20 protein-coding genes are annotated in these 17,770 nt (G+C 58.5%); all 20 read left to right on the top strand.

The genetic code is table 11. The features are described 5' to 3' along the window. The first annotated feature begins 76 nt into the window (after positions 1-76). Entirely contained in the window at positions 77-712 is a 636-nt protein-coding gene (locus IB248_RS10500; protein WP_025659528.1) for a hypothetical protein, read from the top strand. Further along, positions 709-1,947 (top strand): MotB family protein, encoded by a 1,239-nt coding sequence (locus IB248_RS10495; RefSeq protein ID WP_192240780.1) that lies wholly within the window; start codon positions 709-711, stop codon positions 1,945-1,947. Before IB248_RS10500 ends, IB248_RS10495 begins: the two co-directional genes overlap by 4 nt. 3 nt (positions 1,948-1,950) lie before the next feature. Beyond that, positions 1,951-3,246 carry a chemotaxis protein MotC gene (gene motC / locus IB248_RS10490; RefSeq protein ID WP_169681191.1) on the top strand — a complete coding sequence of 432 codons (1,296 nt, stop codon included), beginning with the start codon at positions 1,951-1,953 and terminating at the stop codon, positions 3,244-3,246. 1 nt (position 3,247) lies between these two features. Continuing rightward, positions 3,248-4,654, top strand: coding sequence for a flagellar hook-length control protein FliK (locus tag IB248_RS10485; protein ID WP_192240779.1), 1,407 nt, complete (start codon positions 3,248-3,250; stop codon positions 4,652-4,654). Beyond that, on the top strand, positions 4,596-5,159 hold the full coding sequence (locus IB248_RS10480) for a lytic transglycosylase domain-containing protein (RefSeq protein WP_025659524.1): 564 nt from the start codon (positions 4,596-4,598) through the stop codon (positions 5,157-5,159). The genes IB248_RS10485 and IB248_RS10480 overlap by 59 nt, the downstream gene beginning before the upstream one ends. 283 nt (positions 5,160-5,442) lie before the next feature. Beyond that, positions 5,443-6,114, top strand: a complete 672-nt coding sequence (locus IB248_RS10475) for a winged helix-turn-helix domain-containing protein (protein ID WP_018856802.1) — start codon at positions 5,443-5,445, stop codon at positions 6,112-6,114. A gap of 129 nt (positions 6,115-6,243) precedes the next feature. After that, a complete protein-coding gene (locus IB248_RS10470) occupies positions 6,244-7,545 on the top strand; it encodes a flagellar hook protein FlgE (protein WP_192240778.1) in 1,302 nt (433 codons plus the stop codon). 18 nt (positions 7,546-7,563) lie between these two features. Then, entirely contained in the window at positions 7,564-9,030 is a 1,467-nt protein-coding gene (flgK, locus tag IB248_RS10465) for a flagellar hook-associated protein FlgK (RefSeq protein WP_018856804.1), read from the top strand. 3 nt (positions 9,031-9,033) lie between these two features. Then, entirely contained in the window at positions 9,034-10,155 is a 1,122-nt protein-coding gene (locus IB248_RS10460; RefSeq protein WP_025659523.1) for a flagellar hook-associated family protein, read from the top strand. Between the two features lie 36 nt (positions 10,156-10,191). Next, positions 10,192-10,539, top strand: coding sequence for a flagellar biosynthesis regulator FlaF (gene flaF / locus IB248_RS10455; protein WP_007530128.1), 348 nt, complete (start codon positions 10,192-10,194; stop codon positions 10,537-10,539). After that, complete coding sequence (gene flbT, locus IB248_RS10450) at positions 10,536-10,985, top strand: flagellar biosynthesis repressor FlbT (RefSeq protein WP_018856806.1); 450 nt, start codon at positions 10,536-10,538, stop codon at positions 10,983-10,985. Before flaF ends, flbT begins: the two co-directional genes overlap by 4 nt. After that, complete coding sequence (flgD, locus tag IB248_RS10445) at positions 10,976-11,416, top strand: flagellar hook assembly protein FlgD (protein WP_018856807.1); 441 nt, start codon at positions 10,976-10,978, stop codon at positions 11,414-11,416. Before flbT ends, flgD begins: the two co-directional genes overlap by 10 nt. A 63-nt stretch (positions 11,417-11,479) precedes the next feature. Further along, positions 11,480-11,746 (top strand): flagellar biosynthesis protein FliQ, encoded by a 267-nt coding sequence (fliQ, locus tag IB248_RS10440; protein WP_018856808.1) that lies wholly within the window; start codon positions 11,480-11,482, stop codon positions 11,744-11,746. 88 nt (positions 11,747-11,834) lie between these two features. After that, positions 11,835-13,922 carry a flagellar biosynthesis protein FlhA gene (gene flhA, locus IB248_RS10435; RefSeq protein WP_192240777.1) on the top strand — a complete coding sequence of 696 codons (2,088 nt, stop codon included), beginning with the start codon at positions 11,835-11,837 and terminating at the stop codon, positions 13,920-13,922. Beyond that, on the top strand, positions 13,919-14,671 hold the full coding sequence (gene fliR / locus IB248_RS10430; RefSeq protein ID WP_018856810.1) for a flagellar biosynthetic protein FliR: 753 nt from the start codon (positions 13,919-13,921) through the stop codon (positions 14,669-14,671). The genes flhA and fliR overlap by 4 nt, the downstream gene beginning before the upstream one ends. 4 nt (positions 14,672-14,675) lie before the next feature. Further along, a complete protein-coding gene (locus IB248_RS10425) occupies positions 14,676-15,089 on the top strand; it encodes a hypothetical protein (protein WP_018856811.1) in 414 nt (137 codons plus the stop codon). A gap of 31 nt (positions 15,090-15,120) precedes the next feature. Further along, positions 15,121-15,687 (top strand): rod-binding protein, encoded by a 567-nt coding sequence (locus IB248_RS10420; protein WP_025659520.1) that lies wholly within the window; start codon positions 15,121-15,123, stop codon positions 15,685-15,687. A 17-nt stretch (positions 15,688-15,704) separates the two neighbouring features. Then, on the top strand, positions 15,705-16,070 hold the full coding sequence (locus IB248_RS10415; protein WP_018856813.1) for a hypothetical protein: 366 nt from the start codon (positions 15,705-15,707) through the stop codon (positions 16,068-16,070). Then, complete coding sequence (locus IB248_RS10410) at positions 16,070-16,576, top strand: membrane protein (protein ID WP_025659519.1); 507 nt, start codon at positions 16,070-16,072, stop codon at positions 16,574-16,576. The genes IB248_RS10415 and IB248_RS10410 overlap by 1 nt, the downstream gene beginning before the upstream one ends. Before the next feature lie 317 nt (positions 16,577-16,893). Then, positions 16,894-17,697: a WecB/TagA/CpsF family glycosyltransferase gene (locus IB248_RS10405; RefSeq protein WP_169681316.1), complete on the top strand. Its 804-nt coding sequence runs from the start codon at positions 16,894-16,896 to the stop codon at positions 17,695-17,697. Positions 17,698-17,770: the final 73 nt, after the last annotated feature.

Genomic DNA, 17,770 nt, shown 5'->3' with positions numbered 1-17,770 from the left:
AACCGTGCCTGATGAGTTGTCAGTTCATGATGGGGCGCGGCATGTCGCAGTCTTCTGCAGCGAGAGGGTGGATTCGGTGAGCGCGCTGCTTTCTCGGTATCTCAAGGATTTTGGAGAACCGGCCGTCGCCGCTCCCGTCGTGGATGCGGACGATTTCGCGAACGACTTTGGCGGCTTTGCCGATCTTGCCTCAGAGCCCGTCGTCGATCTCGAAGCAGAGCGCCACAATGCTCACGCCGAGGGCTATGCGGAAGCGACCGCCGTGTTGACGGAGAAGTATGAACTGGAAGCGCAAACGGTCGCCTTTGTTCACCAGCGCGAGGTCGAAGAGCTTCGCGACCGCTACGAGGTTGAGACTGCGGCGCTGGTCGCCTCCCGGCTTGATGCCATGGCGAGCGCGATTGCCGAGCTTGTCAGCGCGACTGTCGCAAGGGCGCTGGCCCCCGTAATGACCGATGTCCTGTCGCAGAAGGCTGCCGTCGATCTCGCCGGCATTCTTCGCGAGGCGGTATTGGAAGGCGATGTCGGCACCGTGACCGTCAAGGGACCTGCCCGGCTGTTCGATGTGTTGAAGGGTACTCTTGGCGAAAAGGCAGGTCTTCTGCGCCACCTTGAAACCGGCGATGTCGACCTGACTGTCGAATTTGGCGACGCCGTCCTTGTGACGCGCATGTCGGCCTGGGCGACGAGCTTGAAGAAAGTTCTGGAATGAGTGAGAGCGAAAACCACCATCACGGCAAGAACGAGATCATCATCGTCAAGCGGCATGGCGGCGGCGATCACGATGGGGCGCATGGCGGCGCCTGGAAGATCGCCTACGCCGACTTCATGACGGCCATGATGGCGTTCTTTCTCGTCATGTGGCTGGTCAACGCCGCGAACGAGGAAACCAAGGCCTCCGTCGCGACCTATTTCAATCCGATCAAGCTCTCCGACGAGAAGCCCACGCAAAAAGGCCTGAAGAAGCCTGTCGATCAGGCGGATGGCGATCAGAATCAGGAGAAGTCGAAGGAAAAGGAGGACAAACCCAACGAGGGCGCGGCGGCGGCAAACGGCGACGACCAGACCTCGACATCCGGCGACCAAACGAACTACTCCGAAGCCGACTTCTTCGAGAATCCCTATTCGGTCCTGGCAGAAATTGCGCAGGAGGTCGGCCAGCAGGCAAACGTCAGCGCCAAGGGTGAGGGCGGCGCGAGCGACTCCGGTCCTGCAACCGGAGCCGACGGTGGCCAGGCTTATCGTGACCCGTTCGATCCCGACTTCTGGACGAAGCAGGTCGAAGTTACCCATGCCAACAAAAGGCAGCCGGCTTCGAAAGATGTTCCTGCTGATGAAGCAGCGGACGCCACGGAAGTTGCGAAGGCCGAATCCGGGAACCCGGCGGATCTGACGAAAGCGGCGGACGCCGGCGAGAGTCAGGACGCACAAGCCGCAGCGACAGCAAAGGACAAGCCGCAAGCCGAGGCGCAAAAAGCCGTTGGGCAGAAGAAGGCCGAGGACCTGCAAAAGGAAATCGCGCAGCAGATCAGCGGCGTGGCCGGCAAGCTCGCCGAAGGCCTCACGGTTACGGCGTCGGAAGGCGGCCTCTTGGTCAGCATCTCCGATCAGAGCGACGATTCCATGTTCAATATCGGGTCGGCCGTTCCGCGCAAGGAAATGGTGCTCGCAATGGAAAAGATCGGTGAGATCCTGAAGAGCAAGCCGGGCGCAGTCGCCATCCGCGGTCATACGGACGGCCGTCAATACAAGGGTGAAAACGAGAACTGGCGCTTGTCCATGGATCGTGCCCAGGCGGCCTACTACATGGTCGTTCGGGGCGGACTCGACGAAAAACGCGTCTCGCAGGTTTCGGGCTTTGCCGATCGCATGCTGAAGGAGCCGGCCGATCCGTTCAATGCTGCCAACCGGCGCATCGAGATATTGCTGCAGGCGGATCAGGGATAATCCATGGTCCGTCACCACCAACGTCTTCTGCTTTTGCTTTTGGGGCTTGCGGTGAGCCCTGCTACCGGCGTGCACGCGGAAGATCAGGAGGACATTGTCCCTTACAAGATGCTCCGGTCGCTGCAGTTCGTGCAGGATTCCGTCGTGCTCGGGGATCACTCGGCTGCCGAGATGCAGCGCTTCATGCTCGGGACGATCGATCAGCGTCTACGCACGATCGATCCATCGGTTTTCGATGATGAGCGTAATGTCGATGCGGCGCTAATCTACGCGATGAGCGGTGGTAATCCGGAGACCCTCGAATATCTCGTCGCGCGCGACGTGAACGGTCACTTCGACAACCGGGTCAGCGACGTCCTGCGGAAATATCTGAGCGGCAAAGGCCTGCTTGTTGCAAAGAGCCTTGTCGAGACCGCAAACGAATACAAGGACAAGAAAATCGGTCCCTATCTGGCGCTGGTGGGCGGCAACGTCACCATTGCCAAGAGTCCAGTGGAAGCGCTGAAGCTGTATGATCAGGCTCGCCTCTATGCGCCGGGTACGATCGTCGAGGAGGCGGCGCTACGCCGCTCCGTGTCTATCTGCGTCGAAGCAGGGATGGTGGATAAGGGTCTCGACTACTCGCAGCGCTACGTGCGTCGTTTCCTGCATTCGCCATATGCCAGCCAGTTCGCGGATCTTTTTGTCAGCCTGCTGGTCAATCACGATCATGAGGTGAAGCCGGACGACGTTGTTAACATCCTCTCCTTCATGGACGAGGCCAGGCAGCGCGAGGTCTACCTCCGTATCGCCCGCGCGGCGGCGATCGCCGGCAAGGGCGATCTCGCACGGATGGCCGCGGCGCGCGCCCAGACGCTTGCAGGCGATTCTGATAACGCCTTTGGAGCGCTGGCGGACTTCTACGGCGGCATGGCGGCGATCCCGACCGACAAGATCGATGCGGCCACGAAGAACATCGAATCCATCCCCGAGCAGGAGTTGTCGCCGCGCGACCAGGCCCTAAGAGCCGCGGCAAAAGCTATTGCGGAACAAGTGCTTCGTCCGCCTGAACCGGCAAGCTTGACGCAAGCGACGACCCCTAAATCTAATGGCCAAGAAATTACTTCTGAACAGGCTGAAGCGGATCAGGGGGAGGTACCAAACCCAGTTCCAGGTCCCGTTGTGGGAGAAGCGGCGGGGGGGCCGCCGTCCGATGTTGGGGGACAGCAGGACGCCGACCCGTCATTCAACGCATTCGTGACGTCAAGCCGATCGCAGTTGGATGAGATCGACGGCCTCTTGAGCAAAGAGAGTAATTGAGATGATGGACATCAGTGTTTTGGGGGGAGCATCCGGAGCAGGGGCTGCCTCTGGCATTGGCCGCCAGACGGGCAGCGGTGGCGATGCGGATGCAGGCGGGTTCTCCGATGCCCTGAACAAGGCAAGCGGCGGAAAGCATGACTCCGCCGAACAGTCCACGGCCGGCCAGCAGGCAGGCGACGGCACCGATGGCAGTACATCCACTGCGCCGCGACGCCCAAGCACTCAGCCATTGATCGATCTCGGCAGCACATCTCTCGCTGCGCAGGCGCAGATGAAAGAGAAAGCGTCTGGTTCGGCGGACAAAGAAACGAAGACGACGGAACATAACGGCAAGCCTAAGGGCAAGCACGCTGATGAAGCCGATTTGCAGGATCTTTCGGATAGGCTGGATGATGACGCTGTAACGGTTCGAAAGGGCGCCAAGGAGACGAAGGCCGACGGTGCCGACGACCAGAAGGTCGCCCCGGACGATAGCGCGCTGTCTGATGTCCTGAGCTTACTCAAGCAAGTCCCGACGGACGGAACTGCGGCTGCAGCGTTCGCGGCGATGGCAGGCGCGAAGCCGGAAGGCAAGGTATCGACAGAACCGAAAGAAAAGTCCGTTGCCAGCGTCAAGGCCAAGGATGAGATGTCTGTTGACGCAGGTCTGACCGGCGTCGATACAACCGCGGACGTCCAGTTACCCGGCACTGAGGCCGAAGGCGGTATCGACGCGACGACATTCCGGCTGACCCGTGCCGATGGCCGTGGTCAGTCCATGGACATGCATCTTGATGTTGACACGGATGCCGCCGAGTCCGGCGGCAAGGCTAACATCGAGAGCGTCTCTGTTCTGGATTCGCGCCGCTACATCGGCCTTGCGCAGAACACCAATTCTGCCGCCGTGACGGCCGCCATATCCGGTGATCAGGAATGGGCGCACGCCATGCAGGCGAGTTCTTCGCTGTCGAACGCCGCTGAGTGGACGAGCACCGGCAAGGTGGTGAATACACTCAAGATCCAGATGAATCCGATCGAACTCGGTCTCGTCACGGCGACGATGCGGCTGCAAGGCGACGCGCTCAACGTCGATTTGAAGGTCGAGACACCAGCTGCCTACCGGCAGCTCAAGGAAGACCACGGGAAGATCATCGAGGCATTGCGCAGCCAGGGCTTCGCGATCGACAACGTGACGATCAGCATGGCGCCGGTCGACCGTTCGGACACGGGCAACCAAGCGACCGCACAGGGCCAGCAGCAGGGCCAGGCGTTTGCCCAGCAAGGCCAAGGCGGGGAGGCGCGTGAGCGCCAAAATCACTCAGGACAGCGAACTGGCGGAGGCTTCAATGACTCGGGCGAAAGCGGTGTTGAAAGCACTTCTTCTGGCGCCGCTGGCAGTAGTCGCACTGGCGACGTCTACCTCTAGCGCTGAAGCGTCGAACAGCGCCTGCGAGGTGGAGATTCAAGCCGCCGCACTGAAATACGGTATTCCGGAAGGCATACTCTATTCCGTGGGTCTGACCGAAACCGGGCGCAAGGGATCCCTCTACCCTTACGCGCTGAACATCGAAGGCAAAGCCTTCTTTCCGCCCTCCGAGCAGGATGCTCTGAGGCAGGTCGATGTGGCGCGCCGATCGGGCGCGAAGCTCATCGACATCGGCTGCATGCAGATCAACCAATACTACCATGGTGAGAATTTCCGGTCCGCGGAAGAGATGTTCGACCCCCGCCGCAATGTGGAATACGCGGCAAGGTTCCTGCGCAATCTCCACGACCGACACGAAACCTGGACGATGGCAGTGGCCCGCTATCACGCCGGTCCCAACAATGACCCTGCCCAGAAGCAATATGTCTGCCGGGTCATCGCCAATCTGGTCGCCACCGGCTACGGAAAATGGACTCGCAATGCGAGCACCTTCTGCCAAAATTGATTCAATCAAAACTAGCAGAAAACAGAACAAAACAGAAATGTGTCATATTGTGGCGAGAATCTGTCTCAATATGGCAAGGCAAGTCACATTTTAGACCTTGTTAACTTTTCCACGAAATTTTTGTGTGCATAATTTCGGACCGCTACTACATCTAGATCAAATCGCGCCTCAATTCTTAATCAACTATTAATTCCTGCCAGTAAGTTCCTACAGCTTGTCCCGGAATCGCGCGATTCGTACCCATAGAGCATCGAGGTACCACAAGTGATTCGGAGGCGGACGAATGATCGTAGTGGTTGATGAGCGTGAGCTCGTGAAAGATGGTTACACTTCACTTTTTGGGCGGGAAGGCATTCCTTCCACAGGGTTTGATCCACGTGAATTTGGCGAATGGGTTCAGACGGCGGCGGACGCTGATGTCGCGGCCGTCGAGGCGTTCCTGATCGGGCAGGGGCAGCAGACTTTCGAGCTGCCGCGCGCGATCCGTGACCGTACCATGGCGCCGGTTATCGCAGTCAGCGATCAGCCGTCGCTGGAAAACACCCTTGCACTTTTTGATTGTGGCGTCGATGACGTCGTGCGCAAGCCTGTGCATCCCCGCGAGATCCTGGCTAGAGCTGCCGCCATTCGGCGCAGACTGAAAGCGATTTCCAGCCACACGGATATCGGTGCGATCCGCGTGTTCTCCGACGGCCGCGATCCGGAAATTCACGGTGAGGTTTTTGCGCTCCCCCGTCGCGAGCGTCGCATCCTTGAGTACTTGATTGCAAACCGCGGTCGTCGTGTCACCAAGACGCAGATCTTCAACGCGATCTACGGGATTTTCGACGACGAAGTCGAAGAAAACGTGGTTGAAAGCCATATTTCCAAGCTGCGCAAGAAGCTTCGGAAGAAGCTGGGCTTCGATCCGGTCGATTCGAAGCGCTTCCTTGGCTATTGCATTGACTGGAACTGATTTTTTCAGAACGGGCCGCGTTGCCTGAACCTGGTCGCTGCATTCTCGCGACATTGGTTCAACGCCAGACAGCCTCACGCAAGGCCCACCAAATACTCTCAAGCCTACTAAGGGAATCGAGGTTTTCAGATGAGCATTTTTGGCAGCATGAAGACGGCCGTGTCCGGCATGAACGCCCAGGCAAACCGCCTCAGCACCGTCGCCGATAACATCGCGAACGCAAACACGGCGGGCTACAAGTCCGTTTCGACCGCTTTCTCGTCGCTGGTCCTGCCATCGACCTCGGGTAACTATAATTCGGGCGGCGTCCAGACATCCGTTCGCCAGTCGGTTTCGGAACAGGGCGACATCTCCTACACGACATCAGGCTACGACCTGGCGATCTCGGGCGACGGCTTCTTCATCGTTCAGAGCCCGGACGGCGTTCCGGTTCTGACTCGCGCCGGCGATTTCACCAAAGACCCCGAAGGCAACCTGGTCAATTCCGCCGGCTTCAAGCTGATGGGTTATTCTTACGACGCTGGCGCGCCGGCCGTCGTCGTCAACGGTTTCTCGGGACTCGTGCCGATCAACGTCAACCAGTCCGGCTTGACGGCGATCGCTTCGACGACCGGTACCTTTACCGGCAACTTGAACTCCAATGCCAACGTCGCAACTGGCAACCTTCCGTCTTCCAACACGGCGCCGATCACAGCTGACACGAAGCAGATGTCGATGGTTGGTTACGACAAGCTCGGCAACACGGTTCAGTACGATTTCTACTTCACCAAGACGGCCGTGACGACGCCCCCGCCGGCAGCTCCGGGTGTTGCGAGCACGTGGGAGGTTGCAGTCTTCCGTCATGACGATGCGGCAACAGGTGGAACCTCATCATTTCCGTACACTTCGACGCCGGGTCCGGCTCTCGTTGGCTCGACAAATTTGACGTTCGATGCCAACGGCAAGATGGTCAGCACTGGCGCCCTCACCATCGCCGATCCCGTCACTACCGGTTCGATCGCCATGGACCTTAGCGGTTTCACGCAGCTCGCCGCTGATTTTGCAGGTAGCGGCACGCCGAACGGCCAGGCCGCCAGCCCGGTCAAGGATGTCACGATCGATAAGGACGGCACGGTATATGCCAAGTATGCGGATGGCACGTCGAAGCCGCTCTACCGCATTCCGCTAGCGACCGTCGCCAGCCCGGACAACATGACGCTGATGAGCGGCAACGTTTATAGCGCAAACGGCCAGTCCGGCGTGACGGTCACCGGCTTCCCGCAGACCAACGGTTTCGGCACGATCCAGGCGGGAGCACTTGAAAGCTCGAACGTCGACCTCGCCGGCGAACTGACCGAAATGATCGAGTCGCAGCGCAGCTACACTGCCAATTCCAAGGTGTTCCAGACGGGGTCCGACATCATGGACGTCCTCGTCAACCTCAAGAGATAAGTAGGGTTCGGATAAGCCATGTCGCTCACTTCCGCACTGAATACCGCGCAGAGCATATTCAGCAACACCGGCACTCAAAGCAGTGTGGTGTCGAACAATATCTCGAACTCCAGCAACAGCGACTACGTGCGCCGGCAGGCGATGATCACCACGTCGCTGAATGGAGCGCAGGTTGTGAAGATCAGCCGCGCGCAAGAAGACGCGCTAATGCGTCAGTGGCTGAAGGCGAGTGCGCAAGACAGTGGCCAGCAGACGCTGCTTGGTGGTCTGACCGACCTGAAATCGATCATGGGCGGCAACGACTACGAGACGTCGCCGGCCAACTACCTGGCGACGTTCCGCGAAAAGCTGCAGGCTTTCCGCACATCGCCAAGCAGCACCATTGCCGCGCAAAGCGCAGTCACGGCTGCGCAGGACGTCGCCAATTCGCTGAACAACGCGACGAAATCCGTGCAGGCGGTACGCCTGGGCGCCGACAAGGAAATTGCAACGCAGGTTTCGACGCTCAATACGCTGCTCGCGCAGTTCAAGACGGCGAACGATGCCGTCAAGAGCGAAACGGCAACCGGTGGTAACCCTGCCGATGCGCTGGACGAACGCGACAAGCTGCTGAAGCAGATTTCTTCGATTGTCGGTGTCAACGCCGTCGACCGTCAAAACGGCGACATGGCGCTCTATACGACGGACGGAACCGTCGTGTTCGACACCATTCCGCGAACGGTTACTTTCGTCGCGCAGGACACTTACACCGCCCAGACAAAGGGCAACGGCGTCTACATCGACGGCGTGCTGCTCGGCAGTGGCAAAGGGTCGACAACGACGGCGCAGGGAAGCCTGCAGTCACTGCTACAAGTGCGCGATGACATCGCAACGACGTTCCAGTCGCAGCTCGATGAGATCGCAAAGTCTCTCGTGACGATGTTCTCGGAGACCGGCGGCACTCCCACTACGACACAGCCAGGTCTTTTCGTCTGGAAAACGGCGACCGGAGCAACTGGCGGCACACCGACGACCACAGGCGTGATCGATGGCATCGCGGGTACGATTGCGGTCAATGCCGCCGTCATCACCAACCAGGGCGGCGACCCCATGAAATTGCGTGACGGCACGATCACCGGCCTCACGAATCTCAACCCGACGGGCAGCAGCGGTTTCTCCGACAATCTCGATGCGCTCTACACGGCGATGGGCGCGGCCCAGACCTTCTCGTCGACCGCCGGCATCTCGTCCAACGTGAACATCATGGACTACGCCTCCAATTCGATCGGATGGCTCGAGCAGTATCGAAGCGATGCGACGACTGCGTCCGAGAATACGGCGGCGGCGCTCTCGCGTTCGACGGAAGCTTATTCCAACGAGACCGGCGTCAATCTCGACGAAGAACTGACCCTGCTCCTCGACATCGAGCAGTCCTACAAGGCGGCCACCAAGATCCTAAACGCTGTCGATGAAATGTTGAAGTCATTGCTAGACATAGCGAGTTAAGCCATGAAAAGTTCATTTATTTCTAGTTCGGCCATTCAGAACGCAATGCGATTGACGATCCGCCAGTCGCAGAAGCAATTGGTAACCGCGTCTCTCGAGGCGACGACGGGCGTTTACGCCGACATCGGCGCCTCCCTGGGCTCTGGTGCAGCCAAGAGCGTGAATTTCACAGCTGAGGTCAGCCGCATCAAGGCCCTCAAGGGCAGCAATTCCATCGTATCGGCGCGTCTCGAAGCTTCGCAGCTCGGCCTCAACAGTATGAAGACGGCCGGCGACGCACTGGTCTCCAAGCTGACCGCGCTTCAGGGAAGCCAGGACAAGACCAGCATCGCGGTGGCCATGCAATCTGCCGGCGACGCGCTTTCGCAGCTGATGGACACGGGCAATTCGATGCTCAACGGCGAGTACCTGTTCTCGGGTATCAACACCGATGTGCAGCCGCTCACCAACCAACAGAATGCCGCAACGACCGCCATTCAGACGAACCTCGAAGCCTACGCGAGCGGCCTGGGCAAGCCGGTCAGCTCTTTGACCGGCGCCGAGATGGGCACCTTCATCACGAACTTCGTTGAGCCGATGTTCTCCCAGGACACGTTCAACGGCACCTCCACACCGGTTGCATTCCCGCCGCCCGGCGCACCGACCCCGGTTGCACCCGCGGCCTACGTCACGCCGCCGGCCTGGAGCGATTGGTCGGCTGCTTCGAACCAGAACATGACGAGCCGCATCAGCAACTCTGAAGTCGTCACGTCGTCGACCAATTCCAACTCGGACGGCATGCGCTACTTCGCGCTGGCTTCGATCACAGTGTCGGCGCTGGCCAGCCAAAATCTGGGCGCCGACGCACTGAGCAAGGTCACCTCCACGGCGATCGGCTATGCCGCGCAGGCCACGACCGGCATCGTGACCCAGGCGAGCCAACTCGGCCTTTCGCAGGAGCGCGTCGAGAAGGCCAATGACGCTCTCGATGCACAGTCGAGCATTCTTCAGAACAAGCTCGTCGATCTTCAGGGCGTGGATACGTCGGAAGCGTCGACGCTGGTCAATACCCTCCAGACTCAGCTGGAGACCGCCTACACCATCGTATCGAAAATCCAGCAGTTGAGTCTCGTGAATTACCTTTGATGATCAAAGGTACGAAAGACAAAGAAGGATGCATGAATGTATCAGTTCTCTTACTCCGAGATCATGGAGGACTCGGTGGCCGATGCGAAGGAACGGGAGCGTCAAGTTCTCGACCGGTCCATAGAGCTGCTGTCGATTGCGCGAGACAAAGAGAAATACAGCCGGGAAGCCATCGATGCATTGTTCTACACCCGGCGCGTTTGGGTAAGTTTTATCGAGGATCTCAAGCATCCGGACAACCAGCTTGAAATCCAATTGCGGGCCAACCTCATCTCCATCGCGATCTGGATCTTGAAGGAGTGCGATCGGATCAGGCGCCGGCAATCGACAAACTACCAAGGCATTATCGACGTTACCACCATCATCAGGGATGGACTAAAATGAAAAGCACACTTCGTATCTCGCTAAAAGCCGGGGAAAAGATCTTCATCAACGGTGCGGTCCTGCGCGTCGATCGCAAGGTCGCGCTGGAATTCCTGAATGATGTAACATTCCTTCTCGAAAACCACGTCCTCCAGCCGGAAGACGCCACGACGCCGCTGCGCCAGCTCTATTTCATCGCGCAGATGATCCTCATCAATCCGGAAGGCAAGGATCAGTCGACCGCGATGTTCCGCAAGTCGATCACGATGCTGCTGACCTGCTTCAAGAACGAGGAAGTCCTTGCCGAACTGAAGCGCGTTGACGGTCTCGTTTCGACCGGCCGCGCCTTCGACGCCCTGAAGGCGATCCGCGGTCTCTATCCGATCGAGGATAGCATTCTCAACAACCAAGAAATGCACCCGACGATGGTCGAGCAGATTCGCAAGGAGATCGCACCATGGCGGTAGACGGCGTCTCAAACGTCAATAGTTCTTCGTCGTCGAGCACCTCGAGCGCGCAACAGAAGGCGACGCTCAACTACGACAACTTCCTGCAGCTCCTCATCGCGCAGATGAAAAACCAGGATCCGACGGATCCGGTGGACGCGAGCGAACAGATGTCGCAGCTGGCGAGCTTCTCGCAGGTCGAGCAGACGATCCAGACGAACAGCAAGCTGGACACGCTGCTGGCGAGCTCCAGCCTGACGCAGGCTGGCAGCTACATCGGCAAGTACATGACAAGCGCTGACGGCAGCGTGAAGGGCACGGTTGCGTCGGTGAAGGTTTATTCCGACGGCATCATTGCGACGACGACGGATGGCGGTAGTATTCTCGTTCAGGCGGGAATCACCCTGGCCGACAAGGCTCCGACGACGACCGACACATCGTCTTCGAGCTAGTTGAAATGACAAGGCGGTTCGGCCACACCGGACGGACCGCAAGGCGATATGAGGTTGCCTGCAATGAATGAAGCTGATGCACTTGACCTATTCCAGGCAGCGATCTGGACCGTTCTTGTTTCCGCCGGCCCGGCGGTCGCAGCGGCCATGATCGTCGGTCTGATCATCGCGCTGTTCCAGGCGCTGACGCAGGTTCAAGAAGCGACACTCACCTTCGTTCCGAAGATCGTGGCCGTCCTCGTCACCATCGGCATCTCGGCTCCGTTCGTCGGATCGCAGATTTCGATTTTCACCAATCTGGTGTTTTCGCGCATTCAGTCAGGTTTCTGAGCCACTTTCGCGCAAGCTTCGCCATTTAAGTCTCGTTCCGAATTGGTGGGCATCATGCCCGCACCTCTCATGAAGAGACGGAATCGAAATGGCGCAACCTCCTGCACTCCCCCTCCCGAAAGCCGGACTTAGCGTACGTGATATCGGTTTTGCCATGGGCATCATCGTTATTATCTGCGTGCTCTTCCTGCCGATCCCGCCGTTCTTGATCGATATGGGACTGGCCTTCTCGATCGCCTTCTCGGTGCTGATCCTGATGGTGGCGCTGTGGATCCAGAAGCCGCTCGATTTCTCGTCCTTCCCGACCATTCTTCTGATCGCGACCATGACGCGATTGGCGCTGAACATCGCGACGACGCGCGTCATCCTATCGCATGGCAACGAGGGTCATGATGCCGCCGGCGGTGTCATCGCGGGCTTTGCCAGCCTTGTCATGTCCGGCGACTTCGTGATCGGTCTGATCGTCTTTTTGATCCTGATCACCATCAACTTCATCGTTATCACCAAGGGTGCTACGCGTATCGCGGAAGTCGGCGCGCGCTTCACCCTCGATGCGATCCCTGGCAAGCAGATGTCGATCGACGCCGACCTTTCGGCCGGCATCATCGACGAGAAGGAAGCACAGCGCCGCCGCAAGGAGCTGGAAGAGGAAAGCTCCTTCTTCGGCGCCATGGACGGTGCGTCCAAGTTCGTTCGCGGCGACGCGATTGCCGGCTTGCTGATCACTTGCATCAACGTCTTCGGCGGCATCATCATCGGTTACTTCCGCCATGGAATGCCGATCTCCGAAGCCGCCGACGTCTTCGTCAAGCTCTCGGTTGGTGACGGTCTCGTTTCGCAGATGCCAGCCCTCATCGTTTCTCTCGCAGCCGGCCTTCTCGTGTCGCGCGGCGGCACCGTCGGTTCCACCGAACAGGCAGTCGTCAACCAGCTCAGCGGTTATCCGCGGGCGCTTTCTGTTTCTGCGGTTCTGATGGCGATCCTCGGCCTGATGCCGGGTCTGCCATTTGTGCCCTTCATGTTCCTGTCCGGTCTTCTGGCCTTTGGTGCCTGGTTCATTCCCCGCCAGGTCGAGGCGGAGAACAAGGCTCGTCGCGAGCTGGAAGAAAAGAAGGTCGTCCAGAACAAGGAACTCGAAAAGGATTCCGTCAAGTCGGTGCTGCGCACATCGGAAATCGAGCTCGCGCTCGGCAAGATGGTGTCGACACGCCTGCTCGGCGCTCACCAGGAGCTTGCCTTCCGCGTCGGCAAGATGCGCAAGAAGTTCGCGACGCAGTACGGTTTCGTTGTTCCGGAGATCAAGGTCACGGACGATATCGGCATTGCCGAGAAGTCCTATCAGATCCGAATCCACGGCACGACGGTCGCGTCCAACATGCTGCGCGTTGGCGAAGTTCTTGTTGTCACCGGCTCCGGCCGCAAGCCAAGCATTCCGGGCGACGAGATTCGCGAACCAGCCTTCGGCATGCCGGCGGTTTCCATACTCGAAGCATTCGCCGACGATCTGAAGCGCGAGGGTTTCCAGCCGATCGACAACGTTTCTGTCGTCCTGACGCATATGAGCGAAGTCATCCGCAACAATCTGCCGGCGCTCCTGTCGTACAAGGATGTGAAGGTCCTGATCGACAGGCTCGATCCGGAATACAAGAAGCTGGCGGACGAGATCTGCTCGTCGCACATGTCCTATTCCGGCCTGCAGGCCGTGCTGAAATTGCTCCTCGCCGAGCGTGTGTCGATCCGCAACCTGCACCTCATCCTGGAAGCCGTCGCCGAACTCGCGCCGCATGTCCGCAAGACCGAGCAGATTGTCGAGCATGTGCGTGTTCGCATGGCGCAGCAGCTTTGCGGCGATCTCGCGGACAACGGCGTGCTTCGCGTGCTGCGACTCGGCAACAAGTGGGATCTCGCCTTCCATCAGGCGCTCAAGCGCGACAACAAGGGCGAGATCATCGAGTTCGACATCGACCCGCGCATGCTCGAAGAGTTCAGCGAGCAGGCGACGAAAGTTATCCGTGAATTCATGGATCGCGGCCTGCCGTTCGCCCTTGTCACCTCGCCGGAAACACGCTCCTATGTGCGCATGATCATCGAACGATTGTTCGCAACGCTCCCGGTCCTGTCGCATGTCGAGCTGGCCAAGGGCATCGAGATAAAGATTCTGGGCTCCATTTCATGATAACAGACCCGCAAGGGACCGTCCTGGCGCTGTTCCTGATCTTCTGCAGGATCGGCGGCTGTGTTCTGGTGATGCCCGGCTTTTCGTCTGCCCGTGTCGCACCGCACTTGCGGGTTTTCATTGCAGCTGCCTTATCCCTTGCGATCCTTCCAGTGCTCTGGGAAACGGTCTATCCGATCGTCCACACCTCGAACGCCACCTATATTGGCTACATTTTCAGCGAGTCGCTGGTTGGCGTCATGTACGGCATGCTTGCTCGGCTTTACACGCTCGGCCTGCAGTTCGCAGCCAGCGTGATTGCGATGATGGTCGGCTACACTCAACCGAGCGCGGGCGATATCTTCGAAGATTCACCGGAAAGCAGCCTTTCAGGGTTCATCACCTTTGCCGGCATGATGATCCTGTTCATGATGGACTTTCATCACGTCGTCTTCCGGGCATTGGTCGATTCCTACACGTCGATGCCCTTCGGAGGCATCCTGCAGATGCGCAGCACGCTGATCTCGTTCACGGACACGCTGTCATCGACATTCATGATCATGCTGCGGCTCTCAAGCCCCTTCCTGATCTACGGCCTGATGTTCAACATCGCGATCGGCTTCATCAACAAGCTGGCGCCGCAGATTCCGGTGTATTTCATTTCGACGCCCTATCTGCTTCTCGGCGGCCTGTTCCTGTTCTATTTCTCAGTGGCGGCGCTGGTCAGCCAGTTCGGCCAATCCTTCGCCAGCGTGTTCATCGGCAGGTAGCGACATGGTGGACAAGACGCGCTCACAGAAACTGAAACGCCTCGTGGCGGTTCAACGTCATCTGGAGCAGATGGCTGAATTCGACCTTGCCGAAACGAGCCGTCAGCGGTCGGAAGTCAACGAGCAAATGGACAGCGTCATCCTGGCGCTCGGCTCCATGGACCCGGTCCATCATGCCTTCTCGCAAAGCTATGCGGATCGCTTCAACCGATTGGGGATCAAGGACAAGCAGCTGATCGGCATGCAGCAGATTCACGAAATGCGCGTTGTTCAGGAACGCGCCAAGGGCGATCGCCTGGAAGACGGCATGCGTGAGGCGCTCGAGGCCGAGCGCCGCGAAGCCGCCGACAACGCAGTCTATGATCTCATCGATCAAAAATTCGGTACGCCAGCCTCCAGCAAGCTTCAAAAATCATAATCGTCACAATCTTAATCAAGAGGATTGTGACTTGGCTATTTCACCTCCGAGTGATCTGGTCCTGGATGTTGTCAAAGCTGCCGACCCGCTCGAGGTGCAGGCAGCCCAGGAAAAACTGAAGGCAAACCAGGCGGCGTTTGCCGCCAACAGTCTCGCCGAAGCCGGCAACGGCTTTACCTCGGCCGTCGATATTCTCGATCGCGCCGCGGGCAAGACCGGTTTGAGCGACAGCAAAAACCGCAGCACCAAGACAGAAGAGGTGCCGGAAACCTACCGCAAGTTCGAGGCCATGGTCCTGCAGAACTTCATCAAGAACATGCTGCCGAACGACAGCGAAGAAGTGTACGGCAAGGGTGCCACCGGTGATATCTGGAAGGGCATGATGGCCGAACAGCTCGGCAACGAGATTTCGAAGGGCGACGGCATCGGCATTGCCAAGCAGCTCTATCACGATGCGCTGAAGAAGCAGGAAGGCAAGGTCGCCAACGCTTCCACCGATCAGGACGATCGCAACATGGCGATGAGCATGATCGACGACTTCCAGCGCAAGACCTTCGGTACACCAACTGCGGACAACAAGTCCGCCAATGACGCCTGAGAAAATCGAGGACAAAAATGGAAATAATCTCGAACGACTATCGTATCAAATCGGTTCTTGGACGCCTCGAAATGATCATCGACAACGAGAACACGCGTATCGGCAACGATCCGCAGTTCGATCTCAAGGTGTCGAACACGCACAAGAGCCGCTGCCTCTACGAGCTGTCGATGCTCTTCCGCGACACAGACCCGAAGGAACTGGCTGCCACGCATCTTGATCAGCTGCATGGGCTCAAGAAGAAGCTGGTGCTGAACGCACGGCGCGTCGAAGCGCATCTGGAAGCGGTCCGCACCGTTGCCGATCTCCTGAAGAATGCAGTCCAGGATGCGGACGCCGACGGCACCTATTCCCAAGAGCAATTCGTAGCACGTGACGCTTGATGATTAAGCTCGTTCTGACAGGCGTCTGGGTTTGCGCGATCACGCTGGCATCGGTCTATTTCTCGGTGCACATGGCAACGGCACCTGCGCCGGCCCCCGATGATTCCAAGCAAAGCCAGCTCGAGCTTGTAAAGGGCGAGACGATCACCGTGCCGATCATCGCCGACGGTACAATTACCGGCTACTTCCTCGGCAGGATCTCTTTCATGATGAACAAGGACGCGGTGAAGAACGTGTCCTTGCCTCTGACGGAAATGACGACCGACGAGCTCTTTACATTGCTCGTCGGCAACAAGATGATCGACATCTCCAACATGAAATCCTTCGATCCGAACGCCTTTCGGGAGATGATAAAGAAGGACGTCAACCAGCATCTGGGTGGAGAGTATATCGAGCAGGTCATGCTGGAACAGCTCGACTACCTCCCCAAGACGAGTGACTCCGGACAACACAAGAGGACGGGCAAGCCCGTCAACGTCGTCGCTCCGGAACCGGTAGCGGATTAAAGCTGCCAGAGAGTGACTCGGTCCTTGCTTTAAGCGGCGCCCTTGGGGCGCCGTTTCTGCGTTTTTGTGCCGACTGTAGACGGTTAATAATTCCTTCCACCAAGGGGCGAAATTCAAACGGTTTTCCTAAGAGATAGTTGAAATCGCGCTGTTACAAGACCGGCCCGATGGGCTGACTGTGCACTGACATTCTGTTTCTCGGAATTCTCTCATGCGCTCCCAGGCCAACGCCACCGGTCGATGTTGAATCGTCTGGTGCGGCTATGTGATCTGTTCGGGGATGCATGCGCATGAAACACTATCGTCAGGAAACCGGCATGAACCTGATCGCGAATTTCGCGGTCTTGTCGTCGCGCCGCGCGATTTTCGATCTGCCGGTCTGCGACCTAGGCTGGGATGACGCCCTGGTGCTTTTCAATGAACTCCTGTCGATACCGGTCGGGCAGACATCCGTTTCCTTCGTCACCGCGCGCAACATGCTCATGGCGCTGCGCGACAGCGACTATCGCGCCGTTCTTGCACAAAACCTGCTGCTTCCCAATGGTCCAGGTTTCAACATCGCGTCGAAGGTGGCGCATGGCTCGCCGTTCCCTGCCAGCTTGAGGGCCGCCGATTTCGTGCCGGCGCTGCTGACGTTCATGGAGATACCGCGCCGCATCGGCCTTATCGGCACGAACCCTCAAGAGGCTCGCCTGACTGCAGCGAAATTCCGTCGGCACGCGCCATGGCACGAGTTCACCGTCATTTCCGACACCCTCTCCCACACAGAAGGCAGGTCGCGGATCGTAGATCAGATCGACGGGCAAATGCTCGACATACTCGTCGTCGGAGCGCGCACTCCATTTCAGGAAAAATGGATCCAAGAGAACATCCGGGCGGATCACGCTCGCCTGGTGCTTGCTGTCGGCGACCTGTTCGATGTCGTGGCCGGTATGATCCGCCCCGTGCCGAAGATTGTACGGACGGTGGGACTTGAACGCGCCTATCGCTGGACGCAATGGCCGGCGCGCCCTGGCCTTCGTTCCGGCCTGGGCTTTGCTGCCTTCCTGTACTACGCCCTCCGGTACGACGGAACGCCGCATGCGGATACGGAACTGACCGACGCAAGGCCCGCCAGTTAACCTTTTCTTTGCCATGAACTTTTAGTGTTGGTTAACCCGTCCGCTTTCGCGGATGGCTTCGACCGTTCATACG

This window comes from Rhizobium sp. RHZ01 (assembly GCF_014851595.1).
GTDB lineage: Bacteria > Pseudomonadota > Alphaproteobacteria > Rhizobiales > Rhizobiaceae > Rhizobium > Rhizobium altiplani.
Note: the sequence above shows the minus strand (reverse complement) of the source record. Positions and strands in the feature narration are given on the sequence as shown.

Coding starts and splice junctions, on each gene's coding strand:
- motC (WP_169681191.1), top strand. CDS start 1,951: ATGGTCCGTCACCACCAACGTCTTCTGCTTTTGCTTTTGGGGCTTGCG.
- flgD (WP_018856807.1), top strand. CDS start 10,976: ATGGCGGTAGACGGCGTCTCAAACGTCAATAGTTCTTCGTCGTCGAGC.
- flaF (WP_007530128.1), top strand. CDS start 10,192: ATGTATCAGTTCTCTTACTCCGAGATCATGGAGGACTCGGTGGCCGAT.
- IB248_RS10460 (WP_025659523.1), top strand. CDS start 9,034: ATGAAAAGTTCATTTATTTCTAGTTCGGCCATTCAGAACGCAATGCGA.
- IB248_RS10470 (WP_192240778.1), top strand. CDS start 6,244: ATGAGCATTTTTGGCAGCATGAAGACGGCCGTGTCCGGCATGAACGCC.
- IB248_RS10410 (WP_025659519.1), top strand. CDS start 16,070: ATGATTAAGCTCGTTCTGACAGGCGTCTGGGTTTGCGCGATCACGCTG.
- fliQ (WP_018856808.1), top strand. CDS start 11,480: ATGAATGAAGCTGATGCACTTGACCTATTCCAGGCAGCGATCTGGACC.
- flgK (WP_018856804.1), top strand. CDS start 7,564: ATGTCGCTCACTTCCGCACTGAATACCGCGCAGAGCATATTCAGCAAC.
- flhA (WP_192240777.1), top strand. CDS start 11,835: ATGGCGCAACCTCCTGCACTCCCCCTCCCGAAAGCCGGACTTAGCGTA.
- IB248_RS10495 (WP_192240780.1), top strand. CDS start 709: ATGAGTGAGAGCGAAAACCACCATCACGGCAAGAACGAGATCATCATC.
- IB248_RS10425 (WP_018856811.1), top strand. CDS start 14,676: ATGGTGGACAAGACGCGCTCACAGAAACTGAAACGCCTCGTGGCGGTT.
- fliR (WP_018856810.1), top strand. CDS start 13,919: ATGATAACAGACCCGCAAGGGACCGTCCTGGCGCTGTTCCTGATCTTC.
- IB248_RS10475 (WP_018856802.1), top strand. CDS start 5,443: ATGATCGTAGTGGTTGATGAGCGTGAGCTCGTGAAAGATGGTTACACT.
- IB248_RS10485 (WP_192240779.1), top strand. CDS start 3,248: ATGATGGACATCAGTGTTTTGGGGGGAGCATCCGGAGCAGGGGCTGCC.
- IB248_RS10415 (WP_018856813.1), top strand. CDS start 15,705: ATGGAAATAATCTCGAACGACTATCGTATCAAATCGGTTCTTGGACGC.
- IB248_RS10405 (WP_169681316.1), top strand. CDS start 16,894: ATGAACCTGATCGCGAATTTCGCGGTCTTGTCGTCGCGCCGCGCGATT.
- flbT (WP_018856806.1), top strand. CDS start 10,536: ATGAAAAGCACACTTCGTATCTCGCTAAAAGCCGGGGAAAAGATCTTC.